Origin of the sequence: Pseudomonas frederiksbergensis, assembly GCF_000802155.2 — a bacterium.
Lineage (GTDB): Bacteria > Pseudomonadota > Gammaproteobacteria > Pseudomonadales > Pseudomonadaceae > Aquipseudomonas > Aquipseudomonas frederiksbergensis_A.
Genome location: NZ_JQGJ02000004.1, coordinates 199,872 through 214,877 on the forward strand (window position 1 = coordinate 199,872; position 15,006 = coordinate 214,877).

Sequence of the window (15,006 nt, forward strand, 5' to 3'; positions counted from 1 at the left end):
ACGGTCTGTCTTTTTTGGGTACCCGCCATGACACCTGAATGCCAGCTTTTCGGCACCCTGGGTTGCCATCTGTGTGAAGTTGCCGAGGGGGAGCTGATGCCCTTCGTCGAACATGGACTGTTGGTGGAGCTGGTGGATATTGCCGAAAACCAGGCCTTGTTCGAAGCCTATGGACTGCGCATTCCCGTGTTGCGCAGGATCGATACGGGCGCGGAATTGAACTGGCCCTTCGATTCAGACCAGGTTGCCGCGTTTCTACGTTGATACCTTCCATCGGTTGGGTCGGTATTGCGCGATTGGCGAAAAGACGATCTTCGGTTACTGTATGCCCATACAGCTATCTGGAGTGCATGCCTTGGTCAATGTCGAACAACTGAAAAACAGCGTGAACCGGATGCCCGTGGAGGTTGTGCACGAGGCTGTGCTGGAGTTGCGTCTGGACGGGCTGGTCACCGAAGGCAAGACACCCTTCAACAAGCTGCACTTCAATACCTGCTTTGCCGAGATAGAAGCGCTGTTCCAGCGCGCCGGCTACCACAAGCAGCTGGATGTGGTGGGGTATCAGGGGCTTTTGTATGCGCTGTACGATCCCGGGCGCTGGGAGGCGGTCGAGGTGCTGCGCTGGTTGAAGGAATTCACCGAAGCCGCGGCGCGACCGACGCCGATCACCGCCTGAGTCAATCATCGCTGGGCTGGTCCGCGTGACTGTCGGATAATGCCGAACCCGCAACAGGCTCAAGGGTTATCAATGTCCGATTCATCGTTTTGTGCAGCCCGGCATCAGGCCAGCACGCTGTATTTGCCGCCCGGTGCCTGGCAGACGGTGTTGGATTGTCTCTGCGAGCATTTCAGTGCAATCAGCCGCGAGCAGTGGCAGGACCGCATCGCCCGTGGCCGGGTACTGGACGCAGAGGGCAAGGCCATTCCAGCCGACCTGCCTTACCGTGAGGGCCTGCGCATTCATTACTTTCGGGAAGTGCCCGACGAAAAGCCGATTCCGGTGGTGGAGTCGATTCTCCATATCGACGAGCATCTGATCGTGGCGGACAAGCCGCATTTCCTGCCCGTCACCCCTGCGGGCGAGTATGTTGAGCAAACGTTGTTGCGGCGGTTGATTCGTCGCCTGGACAATCCTCACCTGGTGCCCTTGCACCGAATCGATCGGCATACGGCAGGGCTGGTGTTGTTTTCAGCCAACCCGGACACCCGCTCGCGTTTTCAATCCTTGTTTCCGACGCGACGGATTGAAAAGTACTACCAGGCCATCGCTCCCGCGTTGCCTGGGGTGACCTTTCCCCGCGTGCACAAAAGCCGGATGGTCGATGGGGAGCCATTCTTCCGGATGAAGGAAGGGGTGGGTGAGCCCAACACCGAAACGGCCATGGAAGTGCTTGAAAGGAACGGGGACCTGTGGCGCTACGGCTTGTACCCAGTCACGGGTAAAAAGCATCAGCTACGGGTTCACATGAACGCCTTGGGCGCGGCTATCTGTAATGATCCGTTCTATCCGGATGTGGTGCGGGACGCCGAGGACGATTATGCCAATCCGCTCAAGCTGCTGGCCCAGGGTGTGCGTTTCGTCGATCCGCTTACGGGGCAGGAGCGGTTTTTTGAAAGTAGGATTTCGTTGGGGTGGTAGCCGCCATTTCGAGCAGGCAACAAAAAGCCCGCAATAAGTATTGCGGGCTTTTCTTTATCTGGCGGTGACGCTGGGGATTACAGGTCTTTAACGGTACGAACCTGATCCTTGTTCACGCGGGTCTGCTTGCCATCCAGCTGTTCAAATTCATAGAAGCCGCTGTCTTCATCATAGTGCGGCGTGTCGACGGCCTGGATTTCGCGACCGTCATTCAAGGTAATCACTGTTGGCGATGCGCACCCGGCAAGAGTGGCGAGGCCCAGCGCGAGCATGAAAGTAGCGAGGGTCCGTTGAGTCATGGTGTTTCTCCAAAAGGGATTCTTCAAGTTACTGACCTTCAGACGTATACATCGCGCGCAAGTTCCTGGCTAGTGTCAATCTGACACGCCTTTGTGTTGAACTAGCAGTTCCGGCGTATTCAGATTGGCCAGCCGGGGATCATCGGGCGGACATTGCAGTGCGACCGCGTGCAGCGCGCGCATGATGCGGCCGGGGCTGCGTTCGCCTTCGCTCCACGCCTGTTCGAAAGCCCCGGCCAAGGCGCTTGGGATGACGCATAGCAGCGGTTCCCAATGTTCGCCATGACGCACCATCAGCGGCTTGTCGGGGTTTCGGCTTGCTGTTTCGCGCATGCTTTGGAGCAGGCTCGTGTCGATTTGCGGCACGTCGCATGGCAAGACCAACAGGTACGGATGGCGTGCCGCCCTCAGGCCCGCCCGGATGCCCGCCAGCGGGCCGGGAAAATCGCTCTCTTCGTCATGAACCAGTTGGTCGGCATACATGGCGTAACGTTCCCGGTTGCGGTTGCAGGAGATGATCAAGTCATCGCTCAGGGCTCGGGTCTTGCGGTGCAGATGAGCAATCAGCGGTCGACCTTGCCACTCCAGCAGACCTTTATCCTGGCCGCCCATGCGTTGTCCTCGCCCCCCCGCCAGGAGCAGGATGGAACAGGATGGCAGGGGATCGATCATGATCATGGCGTGTCTCCGCACGGGCGAAAAAAACGGGGGCTGTGATATAACACCAGGCTGTTTCCCCTACAACTGGACGAGCCTATGAAACCCAAGGCTGATGTACCTTTCGTACCGCTCAATATCGCGGTGCTGACTGTCAGCGACACCCGTACCCTGGAAACCGACACGTCGGGGCAGGTCTTCGTCGACCGGCTTTCGGCAGCTGGGCACAACCTCGCTGCGCGCGTATTGCTCAAAGATGATCTGTACAAGATCCGCGCGCAAGTCGCCGCCTGGATCGCCGACGAGGTGGTGCAAGTGGTGCTGATCACTGGAGGCACCGGCTTTACCGGCCGCGACAGTACGCCCGAGGCCGTTGCGTGCCTGTTGGACAAACAGGTCGATGGTTTCGGTGAGTTGTTCCGGCAGATATCCGTAGCCGACATTGGCACCTCCACTGTGCAGTCCCGGGCTCTGGCGGGACTGGCCAACGGGACGTTGGTGTGCTGCCTGCCGGGCTCGACCAATGCAGTGCGCACCGGATGGGACGGCATCCTGGCCGAGCAGCTTGATGCGCGGCACCGGCCATGTAACTTCGTAGCCCATTTGAAACAGGCGGCTCCTTGTGAATCCCGTGGGTAAACCGGGCAAGGCCGGCGCCTTGATGGCCGTCGAGGTCGCGTTGGAGCGCTTGCTTGAGCGTGCGGCAGCTTCGCCTATTGTCCAGCGCGAGCGGGTGTCCTTGGCACAAGCGCAGGGTCGGGTGCTTGCCGAAGACCTCGTGGCGACGCTCGACTTGCCCCCGTGGTCCAACAGCGCGATGGACGGCTACGCCTTGCGCCTGGCCGACTCGCGCGGCGAGGCGCTTGCGGTCAGCCAGCGGATCTTCGCGGGGCAGGCCCCGGAACCTTTGGCAGCGGGAACCTGCGCGCGGATCTTTACCGGCGCGCCGATTCCGGTCGGCGCCGATTGCGTCGAGATGCAGGAAAATGTCGTCGTTGAAGATGATGGGCGGGTAAGGTTCACCCAACCCCTGGCGATTGGACAAAATATTCGCCCCCAAGGACAGGAAACGACTGTCGGGGAGCAGGTGCTCTGCGCGGGCACCCGCTTGGGTCCGATCGAACTGGGGCTGGCGGCATCCCTGGGCTGTGCATCGCTGGCGGTTGTGCGAAAAGTGCGCGTGGCGGTTCTGTCCACAGGCGATGAACTTGTGGAGCCTGGCCAGCCCCTGGGGGCGGGCCAGATCTACAATAGCAATCGCGTGTTGCTCTGTGGCTGGCTGCAACGCCTGGGGTGCGAGGTCGTCGATGCGGGAATCCTGCCCGATGACCTGCCTGCCACGCGCCATTGCCTGGCCCAGTTGTCGGACGTCGACCTGATCCTGTCCACGGGTGGTGTGTCGGTAGGTGAAGCCGACTTCCTGGGGGTCGCGCTTCGTGAAGAAGGTGAGCTGACACTCTGGAAACTCGCTATCAAGCCAGGAAAGCCCCTGACGTTCGGGCATTTTCGTGGTGTGCCGGTAATAGGCCTGCCAGGAAACCCCGCTTCGACGCTGGTGACTTTCGCTCTGTTGGCGCGGCCTTATTTATTGCGACGCCAAGGCGTTCATTCAGTGGCACCGCTCACGTTCAAGGTGCCAGCCGGTTTTGCCTGGCCGAAGGCGGGCAGTCGGCGGGAATACTTGCGAGGCCGCATCGAGAACGGCCGGGCCATTATCTACCGCAACCAGAGTTCGGGAGTCCTGCGCAGCGCGGCTTGGGCCGATGGACTGGTCGAAGTCCTCGAAGGGCGGACACTGGTCGAGGGCGATGAAGTGGGCTTCATCCCTTTGAGTGAAGTGCTGGGTTAAACCTGATCGCAACTCATCGGTTACGGCCCGAGTTGGAGTCGGGCCTTCGCGGTGTTCCCTTATCGCGACAGCAGCGTCACCAACTGATCGAAACGGCTGTTGGCGACCCAGCCCAGCAGGCCGACCACTACTGCCGCCGCGCCAGCCAGATAGGCTAGCCGGTGGCGAACCGCTTTTACGTCGGTACGGATTTCATCCATGTCCCTGCGGATGTATTTGAGGTGGGTTTCCAGTTCAACGACACGCGGTTCCAAATCAATTCCTCCAGCGGGTTTATTGCAACTTTTACCTTCGTTTTTTTTGTCGGTTCGCTCGCTCGCGTACGGTCCGAACTGGGGCGGCACCTTGCGTTCATGGCTACGCATAGGACGCTCCTTCCCTGTTGCCATGATTTATCAAGCGATTCAACGGGCCTCTGGGGGCCATTACATATCCATCCATGGGTGACTCTTCCTTGTTTAAATGATCGTTTGCCAGTTCAAAGCGACAGAAACCAAGGTGTCTCAATACGGCCAGGGGGTCAATTGAGCTGATTCGCCACGCCTCGTAAGAAAATTCCTTGAATAAATAAATACCCTGGGGAGGCCCGTCCGCGCCCAGTAGGATTGGCTGGTCGAGACCGTGTCTTTTATTTGAATGGGGCCCTGGCTTTTTCCAGTGAATGTGCGGTCCCATTTCCTGAACCATCCTTCCAATGACGGAGACGACGATGAGCAAAGGCAAGGCGCTATTGATCCTGCATGGCAAGCAAGCGCTCAACGAAGAGGTTCGCGCCGCAGTGATGCTCAAGCGCAAGCACGGGTGGGACCTGGCGGTTCGATTGACCTGGGAAGCCGGTGATGCCCGGCGGTGCGTCGAGGAAGCAATGGCCGCCGGATATACACGGTTGATTGCCGGTGGCGGCGATGGGACCTTGCGAGATATTGCCGAGGCCATTGTCCAGCAGTCTGGCGATGCCAGCCTGGTGTTGCTGCCACTGGGCACCGCCAACGATTTTTCCCGGGCGGCCGGTGTCCCGCTGGAGCCTGAGCAGGCCCTGGATCTGCTGGATGTCGAGCCCAGGGCGGTCGATGTGGGGGAGGTGGGCGGGAGGATTTTCCTTAACATGGCGACGGGTGGCTTTGGTAGCCAGGTGACGGCGAACACGTCCGAAGACCTGAAAAAAGTGCTCGGCGGCGCCGCCTATCTGTTTACCGGTCTTTCTCGATTCAGCGAGCTGAGCGCAGCCTATGGCGAACTGCAAGGGCCTGGTTTCCACTGGCGCGGTGATCTGTTGGCATTGGGCATAGGCAATGGCCGGCAGGCCGGTGGAGGCCATATGCTGTGCCCTGAGGCGTTGGCGGACGATGGACTACTCGACATCAGCATCCTGCCGGCGCCCCAAGAGGTTGTCAGCACGCTGAAGGATCTGCTGGCCGGCGGCCTGGGAATTGACAACATGTTCGTGCGGGCACGCTTGCCCTGGGTGGAAATCAAGGTAGCCCAAGGGCTGGATATCAATCTGGATGGCGAGCCCCTACAGGTCGACAAGCTGCGTTTTACCTTGCGGCCCAAGGCTCTGCGGGTGCATTTGCCGGCGGATTCGCCGCTGTTGGGATCGCCCGGACTGCTCAATCGTCCAGGCTGATAATCTGCTCGCGTACTGCAAACAACACCAGGCCTGCCACATCATGGATCTGCAGGCGCTTCATGATCTGGGCGCGATGGGTCTCTACCGTCTTGATGCTCAGGCTGAGGCCGTTGGCAATTTCCCGCGTGGACTTGCCGCGCACGATCAGCCGCAGGATTTCCAGCTGGCGCGCCGTCAAGTTGTGGGTCTGGGCAGGATTGGGCTGCTGTTTCTGGGTCCGGGTCAGCGCCTGGTTGATCACGGTATGGGCGATGGCCGGGCTCAGGTAGCGCTCGTTGTTGCGTAGCGCTTCCAGGGCGTGCTCCAGTTCGGTGGGGGTGGCGTCCTTGAGCAGATACCCATGGGCGCCGGATTCCAGTGCCTGCATGATCACCTCTGGATCGGTGTGCATGGACAGGATCAATACTTTGCTGTGGGGGCGGACCTGCTTGAGTTGTTGCAAGGCTTGCAGGCCGCTGGTGTCTTTCATGGAAATATCCAGCAGCACGATATCGGGGTTGAGTCGCTCCACCAGCCCCAACAATTGTGCGCCGTCGTTGGCTTCGCCGACCACGGCGTAGCCAGGCAGGTCGAGGACCAGGGCGCGTACACCGGCCCTGATCAGCGAATGGTCATCTACCAAAAGCAAATTACAAGTCAATGGAGAACCTTATTCTTGCTGGCCCGTTCCAGGGTGCGAGGCGCCCACGGAAAACGAGCTTCGATATGCGTGCCTTTGCCGGTCTCGCTGGTTACCTTGAGCGTGCCGCCCAGTTGTTCGACTCGCTCCGACATGCCGGCCATGCCACGTTGCCCTTCACGAGCGGGATGGGGAGCGGGGACAAACCCCTGGCCGTCATCACTGATCAGCAATGTCAGCCCTTCGGGCAGTCGTTGCAGGCGCACCAGCAGGTTCTTTGCCTGGGCGTGGCGCAGGATGTTGGTGACCGCTTCCTGGGTAATCCGAAAAGCCGCTACGGTCATTTCTTCCGGTATACCGGTCATGCGCTGCTGGCAATCCAGGCTCCAGTTGACCGGCGTATTTGCCAGGGTCTTGAGCAGATGGGCGCGTAGGCTGGCTTCGAGTCCCAGGCTGGTCAGTTGTCTTGGATTGAGGATCGCCGACACGTCGCGCACTTTGTTCAGCGTTTCGTCGAGCGTCTCGCTGAGAACTGAGCACTGGCTCCGCAGCTCTTCCGGCATGCGGCGCTTGAGCCATTCGCTTTGCAGCTTTGCCGCTGTCAATAATTGACCGATATCGTCGTGCAATTCCCGGCTGAGCCGATGACGCTCATTTTCCTGAACCTCAAGCAGCCGGTCAGCGAGTTCCTGCGGCTGGAACTTGATGGACTTTCGTGACAACCGGTAGTGGATCCAGACACAGGCAAGGGCCGCAACATTCAACGCCAGCAAGCTCAACGGCACCGTGAGGGCCGACAAGTAAGCCAGCAGGCAACCGAGGGTCGAGCAGATGCACAGGAACAGTGTGAACCGGCGGGCGTTTTCTCGGGAGGGTGGCCAGGAAATGAATGACTTGAAGCTGGCGTACATAGCGGATGGAGCCAATGGATGTTCGCTGCGGGCAAGCCGGTCAGCGCATCTGACGGGCCGGGTCGGGTAAACGTTTCAGGTCGGGGACGGCTTCAGTTGGCGGCGGCTGGTTGAAGCGACTGACGCGAGACATAGTACCACTTCAAATATCGTTGGTCGCGCTCGGCTTGGCGACCGGAAAGCTCGAGGAACCAGGCACAGGGACGCGGGGTGCGACAAGCACGCTCATGCTTGTTTCTGGACGAAGGGCACCAATGCCAGCGGGCGCGGTGGTTGCAACGCCTGGCAGGGGTTCTGGCCCACCTGGAAGGCGAAGGCTTCGATGAGTGAGGTCTGTTCGCTGCTGTCCAAGCCCAGTTTGCCGGTGGTGTGGTCGACCAGCTCCAATTGCCAGGCCATGAGCGTGAAGCAATCCTTCAGCGCGCCCAGTGCCTGTTCGTGCAGTTCCATGTCTTGCGCATGGCTGAGCAAGCCGTGGATGTGCAACGAGAACTCCGAAACGGCCTCCAGCGCCAGCGCATCGGCCTTGTTTGCCAGCTTCAGCAGCGTACTGAGCATGCAATCAATGGCGTCTTTGTCATTGCTGATCAATTGCAGGTGGCTCAGGCACTCTTCCGACTTGGCCAAGAGGGTCTCGGCTTCGATCAGGAACTCAGGAAGGCGCTGGCTCCAATTCTTGCGATCGTTCGGCATGCTTATCTCCACAACATCATGTCAGGCGAAAAGTAACTCGCGCGTGGCGAACGGTTGGATCTCATGGCTGTTGACGAACGAAGACGCCCGGCGAGCCCATGCCGTTCGGCAAAGGCCTGCTGATCGCGAACGATTGCACGGGCGGGATCGGCCGGAAGGCTTGAGGTCCGATGTCCTGCAGTGGCGCACAAAAGCCTGACTCCGTTCAGCAATGAGAATGGCGTCACATTAATGGCTATTGGATAGCGGGAATATCAGGTTGGACCTGATTGTGCCTAGGGGAATCCCTTAGGCAGGGGAACTTTGTGCGCAGAATGGAGTCGCGCAGCGAAATAATAACGGGGAAAAACGGAACGCCAGTAAAGCATGATGTTAATGTGACATCAATCCCCCGCGACGGTATTTCATATCGGGGTCAAGAACCGGCTCTGGCAGCCGATAGAGCCTTTATAAGATTCATCCGAACAAGCCCAGGAGTCATCGATGGCCGGCATTCTCGACACAGTAGATCAACGAACCCAACTGGTGGGTGAGAATCGCCTGGAAATTCTCATGTTCCGCCTGGCAGGACGGCAATTGTTCGCCATTAACGTGTTCAAGGTCCAGGAAGTGTTGCAACTGCCGAAGCTGACCTTGATGCCCCAGCGCCATCCATTCGTCTGCGGCGTGGTCAACCTGCGGGGCCAGACGTTGCCGGTCATCGATCTGTCCCAGGCCATCGGCATGCGTCCGCTGGTGCCAGGGCCGAACAGCACCATCATCGTCACGGAGTACAACCGCTCGGTCCAGGCGTTCCTGGTGGGCGGCGTTGATCGCATCGTCAACATGAACTGGGAAGCGATCCTGCCGCCCCCGACCAGCGCCGGTCGCGAGCATTACCTGACGGCCATCAGCAAAGTGGACGACCAGTTGGTGGAAATCATCGACGTGGAAAAAGTCCTGGCGGAGATCGTTCCGTACAACGCCAAGGTCTCCCGGGACAAACTCGAGGATCCGGTGCTGGAGCGCGCCCGTGGCCGCGAGGTCTTGCTGGTGGACGACTCCAATGTCGCGCTTTCTCAGTTGCGCGATACCCTGGGCCAGTTGGGCGTGAAGATGCACATCGCCAGCGACGGCCTGAAGGCGCTGAACATGCTCAAGGCCTGGGCTGATTCCGGCGAGGTGATGACCGACAAGCTGCTGATGATCTTCACCGACGCGGAAATGCCCGAAATGGACGGTTATCGCCTGACCACCGAAATCCGCAACGACCCACGCCTGCGTGGGCTCTACGTGGTATTGCATACCTCGTTGTCCGGAAGCTTCAACGACTCGATGGTCAAGAAGGTCGGCTGTGACAATTTCCTCTCCAAGTTCCAGCCGGACAAGCTCGTCGATGTGGTGCGCCAGCGGTTGATGCTCGACTGAGGCCAATCGAGGTTTGCTTCGTCGACCGGCTCGTATAAGGTTGCGTTTTTTCGCCTCCCAGGGAAGTCGACCATGTTGCGGCTGAGCGCGCTGTACCGTTATCCATTGAAGTCCGGCAAGGGCCAGCCATTGCAAGGGATTGGCCTGGACAAGCTCGGGCTCGACGGTGATCGGCGCTGGATGCTGGTGGACGAGGCCAGCGGCCGGTTCCTGACCCAGCGGGCCGTGGCGAAGATGAGCCAGCTCTCGGCGCTGTGGAACGAGGCGGGTGGCCTGACGCTCAGCGCGCCGGGCCATGGCGCCATCGAAGTGCCGCTGCCGCCTTTCCTCGAAGAACAACGGCGGGGCGTGATTATCTGGCGTGACACGCTGCGCGTACCGGATGCCGGTGACGAGGCGGCGGCATGGGTCAGCGCATTTATCGGCAGTCCTACCCGGCTGGTCCACGTGCCGGTGGAATTGGCCCGCACGACGGCCGCCGGTTATGGCAAGGACGATGACAAGGTTGCCTTCGCCGACGGTTTCCCCTTGCTGTTGATTGGCCAGGCTTCATTGCAGGATCTGTCTGGCAGGGTCGGTCGCCCGCTGGAAATGCTGCGCTTTCGTCCGAACCTGGTGGTCGAGGGCAGCGAGGCCTTCGCGGAGGATGGTTGGAAGCGGATTCGCATCGGCGATGTGGAGTTCCGGGTGGTCAAGCCGTGCTCGCGCTGCATCATGACCACGATCGATCCGCAGACCGGTGAGCGCGATCCGCAGCGCGAGCCTTTCGCAACGCTGCAGCAGTATCGGTCTACTCCGGACGGCGCGATGTTCGGCCAGAACCTGGTGAACGACGGTCATGGCAGCCTCGAAGTAGGCATGCCGGTAGAAGTGCTGGAATAAAAAATGCCCGTGTCGTTGGACACGGGCATTTTTGTTTATCACCAATCGCTTTTGCGCGAGGGGAGTAAACCTCCCCGCTACCGCTCGACTCAGCCGCGATATTCGCACAGGTAAGCCGTGTCGACCGCGACCTTGAGCTGGAACTTGCTGTTGGCCGGGACATTGAACTGGCTGCCGGCCGCGAAGGTTTCCCAGTCGGTGCTGTCAGGCAGTTTCACGGTCAGGGCGCCCGAAACGACATGCATGATCTCCCGCTGGGCGGTACCGAATTCGTATTCGCCCGGTGCCATGACGCCGATGGTCGCGGGGCCTTCGGCAGTGCCGAACGCGATCGACTTGACGGTGCCGTCGAAGTACTCGTTGACTTTGAACATGGGCGATTCCTCGAAAAAGGGCTGAAAAAGGCCGGCCAGTATGCACAAGGCCACACGGGCCGTCATCTGCTGCGCCGGCTCAGCCCGTCAGAACCAAGGGCAATAATCGTGCTGTATTGCGGGCGTCCTCCAGCGCGCGGTGCTGTTGCCCGCAAAATTGCAGCCCGGCCAGTTGCAGCGCGCCATTGAGCCCCAACGGCCGCTCCAACCGACGGGCCTTGGCAAAACGCTGCTTGAGATTCATGTGCGGCACGTGGCCGAGGACGCTGTGCAGTTGCTGTTGCTGCCATTCCTGAAGCAGTTGCTTGCGATCGTAATCACCCCAGCTGACCCAGCCTTCGAGCTTGGCGTGGTAGGGCGCGAGCCAATGCTCGAACGCCGGCCAGACCTCGGTCAGGGGGGCGGCACTGTCGATGTTGGCCTGGTTGATATGGGTCAGCGAGCGACAGAAAGAGGTGAGCAACGGTCGTCTCAGTGGCCGAACGAACCGCTGGAAATGATCAATTTCCCGGCCGTCTCGATTCACCAGGGTCGCGCCGATTTCGATAATTTCCATTTCGGTTACCGGCCAGCCACCTTCATCGGTGGTGGCCTCCAGATCAATCACCAGCCAGTGAGGCATTTCAGGGTTCCCGGTATCGGCGTGCTGATGGCTTTGAGCGTAGTCAAACCCGGCGCATCCGCCTAGTCCTGTCTTGACGCGCCGACCCACGGAGCCGAGCGCAGGTTCTTGCGCCCGAGCGCTTGCTTGGTTGCCCCGGCCAGCTTAAATTGCCGTGTCGCTGGCGTTTTGATAGTGGCCGCGCATTGATCGTTCGATTGAGGAGCAAAGTCGGTGGACGAGCAAAAAGCCCTGGACGTGATGCGTGAGCTGGTCGACGGCGGGCAGCTGACCGATCCGGACAGCGCTCGCGGCAAACTGCTCCAGGCCGCCGCCCACCTGTTTCGCCATAAAGGCTTCGAGCGCACCACGGTTCGCGATCTGGCGAGTGCCGTGGGCATTCAGTCGGGCAGCATTTTTCATCACTTCAAAAGCAAGGAGGAGATCCTGCGTGCGGTGATGGAAGAAACCGTCCGCTACAACACCGCGTTGATGCACGCGGCCTTGGCCGAGGGTTCAAGCGTTCGCGAACGGGTGCTGGCGTTGATCCGCTGCGAATTGCAATCGATCATGGGCGGAAACGGCGAGGCGATGGCGGTGCTGGTCTACGAGTGGCGCTCCTTGTCGGAGCAAGGGCAGCGGCAGGTGCTGGCCCTGCGTGATATCTACGAACGTGTGTGGCTTGAAGTCCTGGGAGAGGCCAAGGAGGCCGGGTATATTCGCGGAGACGTAGCCGTTACCCGGCGTTTCCTGACAGGCGCGTTGTCCTGGACCACCACGTGGTTTCGCGCCGAAGGCAGCCTGAGCCTTGATCAACTGGCTGAACAGGCATTGATTCTGGTACTGAAAGAAAAACAATAAGCGAGCGGCTGGCTAAGCGCCTCAAACCGCCTAGCGTGAACATATTGAAGAATACTTCTGGGGAGTGGTTATCTTGACGTTTTCGCCGATGGGGATGACCTCGCGAGTTCTGGCTGCTCTGGTCTTTTTATGGATGGTGCCCGTCGAGGCGGCGCAACTGGTCCGGATCGGCGCAGCACATTTCCCGCCCTATACCGTTCGCCCCGAAAATGGTGCCGACACCGGTCTGCTACCGCAACTGGTCGAGGCGTTGAATCGCTCCCAGACCGACTACCAGTTCGTACTCGTACCCACTTCGATTCCGCGGCGTTTCAACGATTTCAAGCAAGGCCGGGTCGACATGGCAATCTTCGAAAACCCGGAGTGGGGCTGGAAGGATGTGCCGCACACAACGGTAGACATGGGGCTGGAAGACGCGGAAATCTTTGTGGCCCAGCGTTTGCCTGAACGCCAGCAGAGCTATTTCGCCGACCTGAGGGCCAAGCGGTTGGCGCTGTTCAGCGGTTATCACTACGCTTTCGCCGAATTCAATGCCGATCCCAAATTTCTCATTGGCCAGTTCAACGCCACGTTGACTTACTCCCACGACAGCAATCTGCAAATGGTCTTGCGCGGGCGCGCGGACGTTGCGTTGGTGACCCGCTCGTACCTCAGCGACTATCTGTTGCGCAATCCTCAATTCGCTCCGCAACTGCTCGTATCCGAGCGTGTCGACCAGGTCTATCACCACTACGCCTTGATCCGGCCACAGGCGCCAATTTCCAGCGAGGCGTTCGGGCAATTGCTGGGCAAGTTGCGAGACAACGGCCAGTTGCTGGAAATTTTCAACCCTTACCAGATCGAGCTGGTGTCGACCCATCACCACTGAAGCGACACTAAATTTCCCCTACCGGCTCACGTCACTCGTTGATTACCGACGAATACGCGAGCCTTCAATGCCTGACCTCAATCCTCCAGCAACGCTGCCCTTGCCCGGCGGTCGTTGCCTCGGCGCCGATGAAACCGAACGTCACCTGAGCCTGATGCTCGAAGGTGCGCCATTGATCCAGCTGCGCCTGGAACGTGGCTCGCCGTTGCATGTGCGTTTGCAGGAAACCAACGATCGCCCAGTGGGGCCGGCACTCTGGGCGGCCTGCTATTGGCTGTTCACCCGGGATCCAGGTTGCCAGTGCCTGGTCTGGCACCTCGACGAACATCCCGGCGAAGCATTGCTCAGCGGCCTGCTGGTCGCCACCGCGCACCCCAACGAATACGCATGCGAGCGCACGCTGTTCTGGCAATTGCCGCAGCCCTGGCTAGGGGTGTCGTTCAGCGGCAGTTATCCGCAACAGATGGTCATCACCGATGGCAAGCGACATCCCCGCAGGCCGATCAAGCCGCGTGGTGAGGTGTACCGCCGCTTCGATGCGCGGCTGGGTGCCTGGGTGTCCTTGCGAACCCTTGAAATCGAGCAGGACCTGGCGCGTTTCAACCGTTGGCAAAACAGCCCTCGGGTCGCCAGCTTCTGGCAGGAGGAGGGCAGCCTGGAGCAGCATCGCGAGTACTTGAGCCAATTGCAGCACGACCCTCGGGTCCTGACATTGATCGGCTGTTTCGACGACCAGCCATTCGCGTATTTCGAAGCGTATTGGGCCAAGGAAGATCGAATCGCGCCGTTCTACCCGGCTGACGATTATGACCGCGGCATCCATATGCTGGTGGGTGAAGAACAACACCGCGGCCCGCATAAGGTCGCCAGCTGGTTATCGGCACTGGTGCATTATCTGTTTCTGGACGACCCGCGTACCCAACGCGTGGTAGCCGAGCCCAGGGCTGACAATGCTCGAATGATCGGGCATTTGCACAACCAGTGCTTTCACTGCGAAAAGGAGTTCGATTTTCCGCACAAGCGAGCGGCGTTGATGATCCTGGGGCGGGAGCGGTTTTTTGATCGGTGTTCGTTGATGTGAAATGGGGCAGGTCACTGTGGGAGCGGACCCGCTCCCACATGGGCATCGGCAAATCAATGGATCACCGCCGTGCAAACGTATCCCCACGCACCCCAGACACCTTGCGGCAATGCACCAGCGCGTCGCGAATCATGAAGTTCACCAAGGTCGGCGAGACCCCCAATTCCTTGGCGATGTCCTTCTGCGGTACGCCATGCAGGCGATACATCTCGAAGGCGTAACGGGTGCGGCTGGGCAACTCGGTCAATGCTTCGGCAATGTGCTCAAGGGTGGAAAAGTTGATGTGAGACGTCTCCGGCGAAGCACCCTGGATCACCACGTTCAGCCCTTCCTCTTCCGGCCCCGAGTATTTCTGTTCCAGCGCTTGCTTGCGGTAATGATCGATGGCCAGGTTGCGCACGATCTGGAACAGATAACTGAGCTGGGCCTTGAAGGATGAGGTGATCTGGGGCGCCGATTGCAACCGGAAAAAGGCATCCTGAACGACATCTTCGGCGCGAGATCGGCAGCCAGTGATACGCGCTGCGATCTTGACCAGGATGGTTCGGTTATCGACGAATGCCTGGAGTAGCGGTGAGTCGCACCTGCTTGTGGATACTTGTTCCGTCATGGAATTCACCTTGCTGCAAATAGTT

General features: G+C 59.7%; 20 protein-coding genes. 11 read left to right on the forward strand and 9 right to left on the reverse strand.

From position 1 onward, the window contains the following. Positions 1–27: 27 nt before the first annotated feature. The 3 genes from JZ00_RS09545 (at position 28) to JZ00_RS09555 (ending at position 1,639) form a co-directional block, all read left to right on the forward strand. Positions 28–264, forward strand: a complete 237-nt coding sequence (locus tag JZ00_RS09545) for a glutaredoxin family protein (protein ID WP_039588982.1) — start codon at positions 28–30, stop codon at positions 262–264. A 91-nt stretch (positions 265–355) separates the two neighbouring features. Next, entirely contained in the window at positions 356–676 is a 321-nt protein-coding gene (locus JZ00_RS09550; protein WP_039588984.1) for a hypothetical protein, read from the forward strand. Between the two features lie 72 nt (positions 677–748). Then, entirely contained in the window at positions 749–1,639 is an 891-nt protein-coding gene (locus tag JZ00_RS09555) for a pseudouridine synthase (RefSeq protein WP_039588985.1), read from the forward strand. A gap of 77 nt (positions 1,640–1,716) precedes the next feature. Here the strand turns inward: JZ00_RS09555 and JZ00_RS09560 are convergent, their stop codons facing one another. Together JZ00_RS09560 and mobA are read right to left on the reverse strand one after the other, a co-directional pair. After that, positions 1,717–1,938 carry a YgdI/YgdR family lipoprotein gene (locus tag JZ00_RS09560; RefSeq protein ID WP_039588986.1) on the reverse strand — a complete coding sequence of 74 codons (222 nt, stop codon included), beginning with the start codon at positions 1,936–1,938 and terminating at the stop codon, positions 1,717–1,719. A 75-nt stretch (positions 1,939–2,013) separates the two neighbouring features. Further along, positions 2,014–2,616, reverse strand: coding sequence for a molybdenum cofactor guanylyltransferase MobA (mobA, locus tag JZ00_RS09565; protein WP_039588987.1), 603 nt, complete (start codon positions 2,614–2,616; stop codon positions 2,014–2,016). A gap of 78 nt (positions 2,617–2,694) precedes the next feature. Here mobA and moaB point away from each other — a divergent pair, with 78 nt between their 5' ends. Further along, positions 2,695–3,234 (forward strand): molybdenum cofactor biosynthesis protein B, encoded by a 540-nt coding sequence (moaB, locus tag JZ00_RS09570; RefSeq protein ID WP_039588988.1) that lies wholly within the window; start codon positions 2,695–2,697, stop codon positions 3,232–3,234. 22 nt (positions 3,235–3,256) lie between these two features. Then, a complete protein-coding gene (locus tag JZ00_RS09575; protein WP_162488967.1) occupies positions 3,257–4,444 on the forward strand; it encodes a molybdopterin molybdotransferase MoeA in 1,188 nt (395 codons plus the stop codon). A 59-nt stretch (positions 4,445–4,503) separates the two neighbouring features. Here the strand turns inward: JZ00_RS09575 and JZ00_RS31460 are convergent, their stop codons facing one another. Then, positions 4,504–4,809 carry a hypothetical protein gene (locus JZ00_RS31460; protein WP_230633440.1) on the reverse strand — a complete coding sequence of 102 codons (306 nt, stop codon included), beginning with the start codon at positions 4,807–4,809 and terminating at the stop codon, positions 4,504–4,506. 344 nt (positions 4,810–5,153) lie between these two features. On the opposite strand from JZ00_RS31460, the gene yegS reads away from it, so the two are divergent. Then, the gene (yegS, locus tag JZ00_RS09585; RefSeq protein WP_039588990.1) at positions 5,154–6,071 is read left to right on the forward strand and encodes a lipid kinase YegS; all 918 of its coding nucleotides are present in this window, start codon (positions 5,154–5,156) and stop codon (positions 6,069–6,071) included. Here the strand turns inward: yegS and JZ00_RS09590 are convergent. The 3 genes from JZ00_RS09590 to JZ00_RS09600 all read right to left on the reverse strand — a co-directional run bounded on the left by JZ00_RS09590 (position 6,055) and on the right by JZ00_RS09600 (position 8,297). Continuing rightward, a complete protein-coding gene (locus tag JZ00_RS09590) occupies positions 6,055–6,714 on the reverse strand; it encodes a response regulator (RefSeq protein ID WP_039588991.1) in 660 nt (219 codons plus the stop codon). The two genes, yegS and JZ00_RS09590, sit on opposite strands and share 17 nt — an antisense overlap. Then, positions 6,711–7,604, reverse strand: coding sequence for a sensor histidine kinase (locus JZ00_RS09595; protein ID WP_039588992.1), 894 nt, complete (start codon positions 7,602–7,604; stop codon positions 6,711–6,713). Before JZ00_RS09595 ends, JZ00_RS09590 begins: the two co-directional genes overlap by 4 nt. A gap of 225 nt (positions 7,605–7,829) precedes the next feature. Continuing rightward, on the reverse strand, positions 7,830–8,297 hold the full coding sequence (locus tag JZ00_RS09600; RefSeq protein WP_039588993.1) for a hypothetical protein: 468 nt from the start codon (positions 8,295–8,297) through the stop codon (positions 7,830–7,832). A 483-nt stretch (positions 8,298–8,780) separates the two neighbouring features. On the opposite strand from JZ00_RS09600, the gene JZ00_RS09605 reads away from it, so the two are divergent. Together JZ00_RS09605 and JZ00_RS09610 are read left to right on the forward strand one after the other, a co-directional pair. Next, the gene (locus tag JZ00_RS09605; RefSeq protein WP_039588994.1) at positions 8,781–9,704 is read left to right on the forward strand and encodes a chemotaxis protein CheV; all 924 of its coding nucleotides are present in this window, start codon (positions 8,781–8,783) and stop codon (positions 9,702–9,704) included. A 72-nt stretch (positions 9,705–9,776) separates the two neighbouring features. Next, positions 9,777–10,586, forward strand: coding sequence for an MOSC domain-containing protein (locus JZ00_RS09610; RefSeq protein ID WP_039588995.1), 810 nt, complete (start codon positions 9,777–9,779; stop codon positions 10,584–10,586). 89 nt (positions 10,587–10,675) lie between these two features. Here JZ00_RS09610 and ppnP read toward each other — a convergent pair whose 3' ends face one another. Both ppnP and JZ00_RS09620 read right to left on the reverse strand, forming a co-directional pair. Then, positions 10,676–10,960 carry a pyrimidine/purine nucleoside phosphorylase gene (gene ppnP / locus JZ00_RS09615; RefSeq protein WP_003183665.1) on the reverse strand — a complete coding sequence of 95 codons (285 nt, stop codon included), beginning with the start codon at positions 10,958–10,960 and terminating at the stop codon, positions 10,676–10,678. Positions 10,961–11,039: 79 nt separating this feature from the next. Continuing rightward, positions 11,040–11,582, reverse strand: a complete 543-nt coding sequence (locus tag JZ00_RS09620) for a 3'-5' exonuclease (RefSeq protein ID WP_039588996.1) — start codon at positions 11,580–11,582, stop codon at positions 11,040–11,042. A 213-nt stretch (positions 11,583–11,795) separates the two neighbouring features. On the opposite strand from JZ00_RS09620, the gene JZ00_RS09625 reads away from it, so the two are divergent. The 3 genes from JZ00_RS09625 (at position 11,796) to JZ00_RS09635 (ending at position 14,371) form a co-directional block, all read left to right on the forward strand. Then, on the forward strand, positions 11,796–12,422 hold the full coding sequence (locus tag JZ00_RS09625) for a TetR/AcrR family transcriptional regulator (protein ID WP_039588997.1): 627 nt from the start codon (positions 11,796–11,798) through the stop codon (positions 12,420–12,422). 94 nt (positions 12,423–12,516) lie between these two features. Next, a complete protein-coding gene (locus tag JZ00_RS09630; protein WP_039588999.1) occupies positions 12,517–13,290 on the forward strand; it encodes a substrate-binding periplasmic protein in 774 nt (257 codons plus the stop codon). 67 nt (positions 13,291–13,357) lie between these two features. Then, positions 13,358–14,371 carry a GNAT family N-acetyltransferase gene (locus JZ00_RS09635; protein ID WP_039589000.1) on the forward strand — a complete coding sequence of 338 codons (1,014 nt, stop codon included), beginning with the start codon at positions 13,358–13,360 and terminating at the stop codon, positions 14,369–14,371. A gap of 61 nt (positions 14,372–14,432) precedes the next feature. Here JZ00_RS09635 and JZ00_RS09640 read toward each other — a convergent pair whose 3' ends face one another. Next, on the reverse strand, positions 14,433–14,981 hold the full coding sequence (locus JZ00_RS09640; RefSeq protein WP_039589001.1) for an RNA polymerase factor sigma-70: 549 nt from the start codon (positions 14,979–14,981) through the stop codon (positions 14,433–14,435). Between the last annotated feature and the right edge of the window lie 25 nt (positions 14,982–15,006).

Bases quoted from the DNA above. Each gene is read 5' to 3' on its own strand.
- JZ00_RS09545 (WP_039588982.1), top strand. From the start codon at position 28: ATGACACCTGAATGCCAGCTTTTCGGCACCCTGGGTTGCCATCTGTGT.
- JZ00_RS09555 (WP_039588985.1), top strand. From the start codon at position 749: ATGTCCGATTCATCGTTTTGTGCAGCCCGGCATCAGGCCAGCACGCTG.
- JZ00_RS09560 (WP_039588986.1), bottom strand. From the start codon at position 1,938: ATGACTCAACGGACCCTCGCTACTTTCATGCTCGCGCTGGGCCTCGCC.
- mobA (WP_039588987.1), bottom strand. From the start codon at position 2,616: ATGATCATGATCGATCCCCTGCCATCCTGTTCCATCCTGCTCCTGGCG.
- moaB (WP_039588988.1), top strand. From the start codon at position 2,695: ATGAAACCCAAGGCTGATGTACCTTTCGTACCGCTCAATATCGCGGTG.
- JZ00_RS09575 (WP_162488967.1), top strand. From the start codon at position 3,257: ATGGCCGTCGAGGTCGCGTTGGAGCGCTTGCTTGAGCGTGCGGCAGCT.
- JZ00_RS31460 (WP_230633440.1), bottom strand. From the start codon at position 4,809: ATGCGTAGCCATGAACGCAAGGTGCCGCCCCAGTTCGGACCGTACGCG.
- yegS (WP_039588990.1), top strand. From the start codon at position 5,154: ATGAGCAAAGGCAAGGCGCTATTGATCCTGCATGGCAAGCAAGCGCTC.
- JZ00_RS09595 (WP_039588992.1), bottom strand. From the start codon at position 7,604: ATGTACGCCAGCTTCAAGTCATTCATTTCCTGGCCACCCTCCCGAGAA.
- JZ00_RS09600 (WP_039588993.1), bottom strand. From the start codon at position 8,297: ATGCCGAACGATCGCAAGAATTGGAGCCAGCGCCTTCCTGAGTTCCTG.
- JZ00_RS09605 (WP_039588994.1), top strand. From the start codon at position 8,781: ATGGCCGGCATTCTCGACACAGTAGATCAACGAACCCAACTGGTGGGT.
- JZ00_RS09610 (WP_039588995.1), top strand. From the start codon at position 9,777: ATGTTGCGGCTGAGCGCGCTGTACCGTTATCCATTGAAGTCCGGCAAG.
- ppnP (WP_003183665.1), bottom strand. From the start codon at position 10,960: ATGTTCAAAGTCAACGAGTACTTCGACGGCACCGTCAAGTCGATCGCG.
- JZ00_RS09620 (WP_039588996.1), bottom strand. From the start codon at position 11,582: ATGCCTCACTGGCTGGTGATTGATCTGGAGGCCACCACCGATGAAGGT.
- JZ00_RS09630 (WP_039588999.1), top strand. From the start codon at position 12,517: ATGACCTCGCGAGTTCTGGCTGCTCTGGTCTTTTTATGGATGGTGCCC.
- JZ00_RS09635 (WP_039589000.1), top strand. From the start codon at position 13,358: ATGCCTGACCTCAATCCTCCAGCAACGCTGCCCTTGCCCGGCGGTCGT.
- JZ00_RS09640 (WP_039589001.1), bottom strand. From the start codon at position 14,981: ATGACGGAACAAGTATCCACAAGCAGGTGCGACTCACCGCTACTCCAG.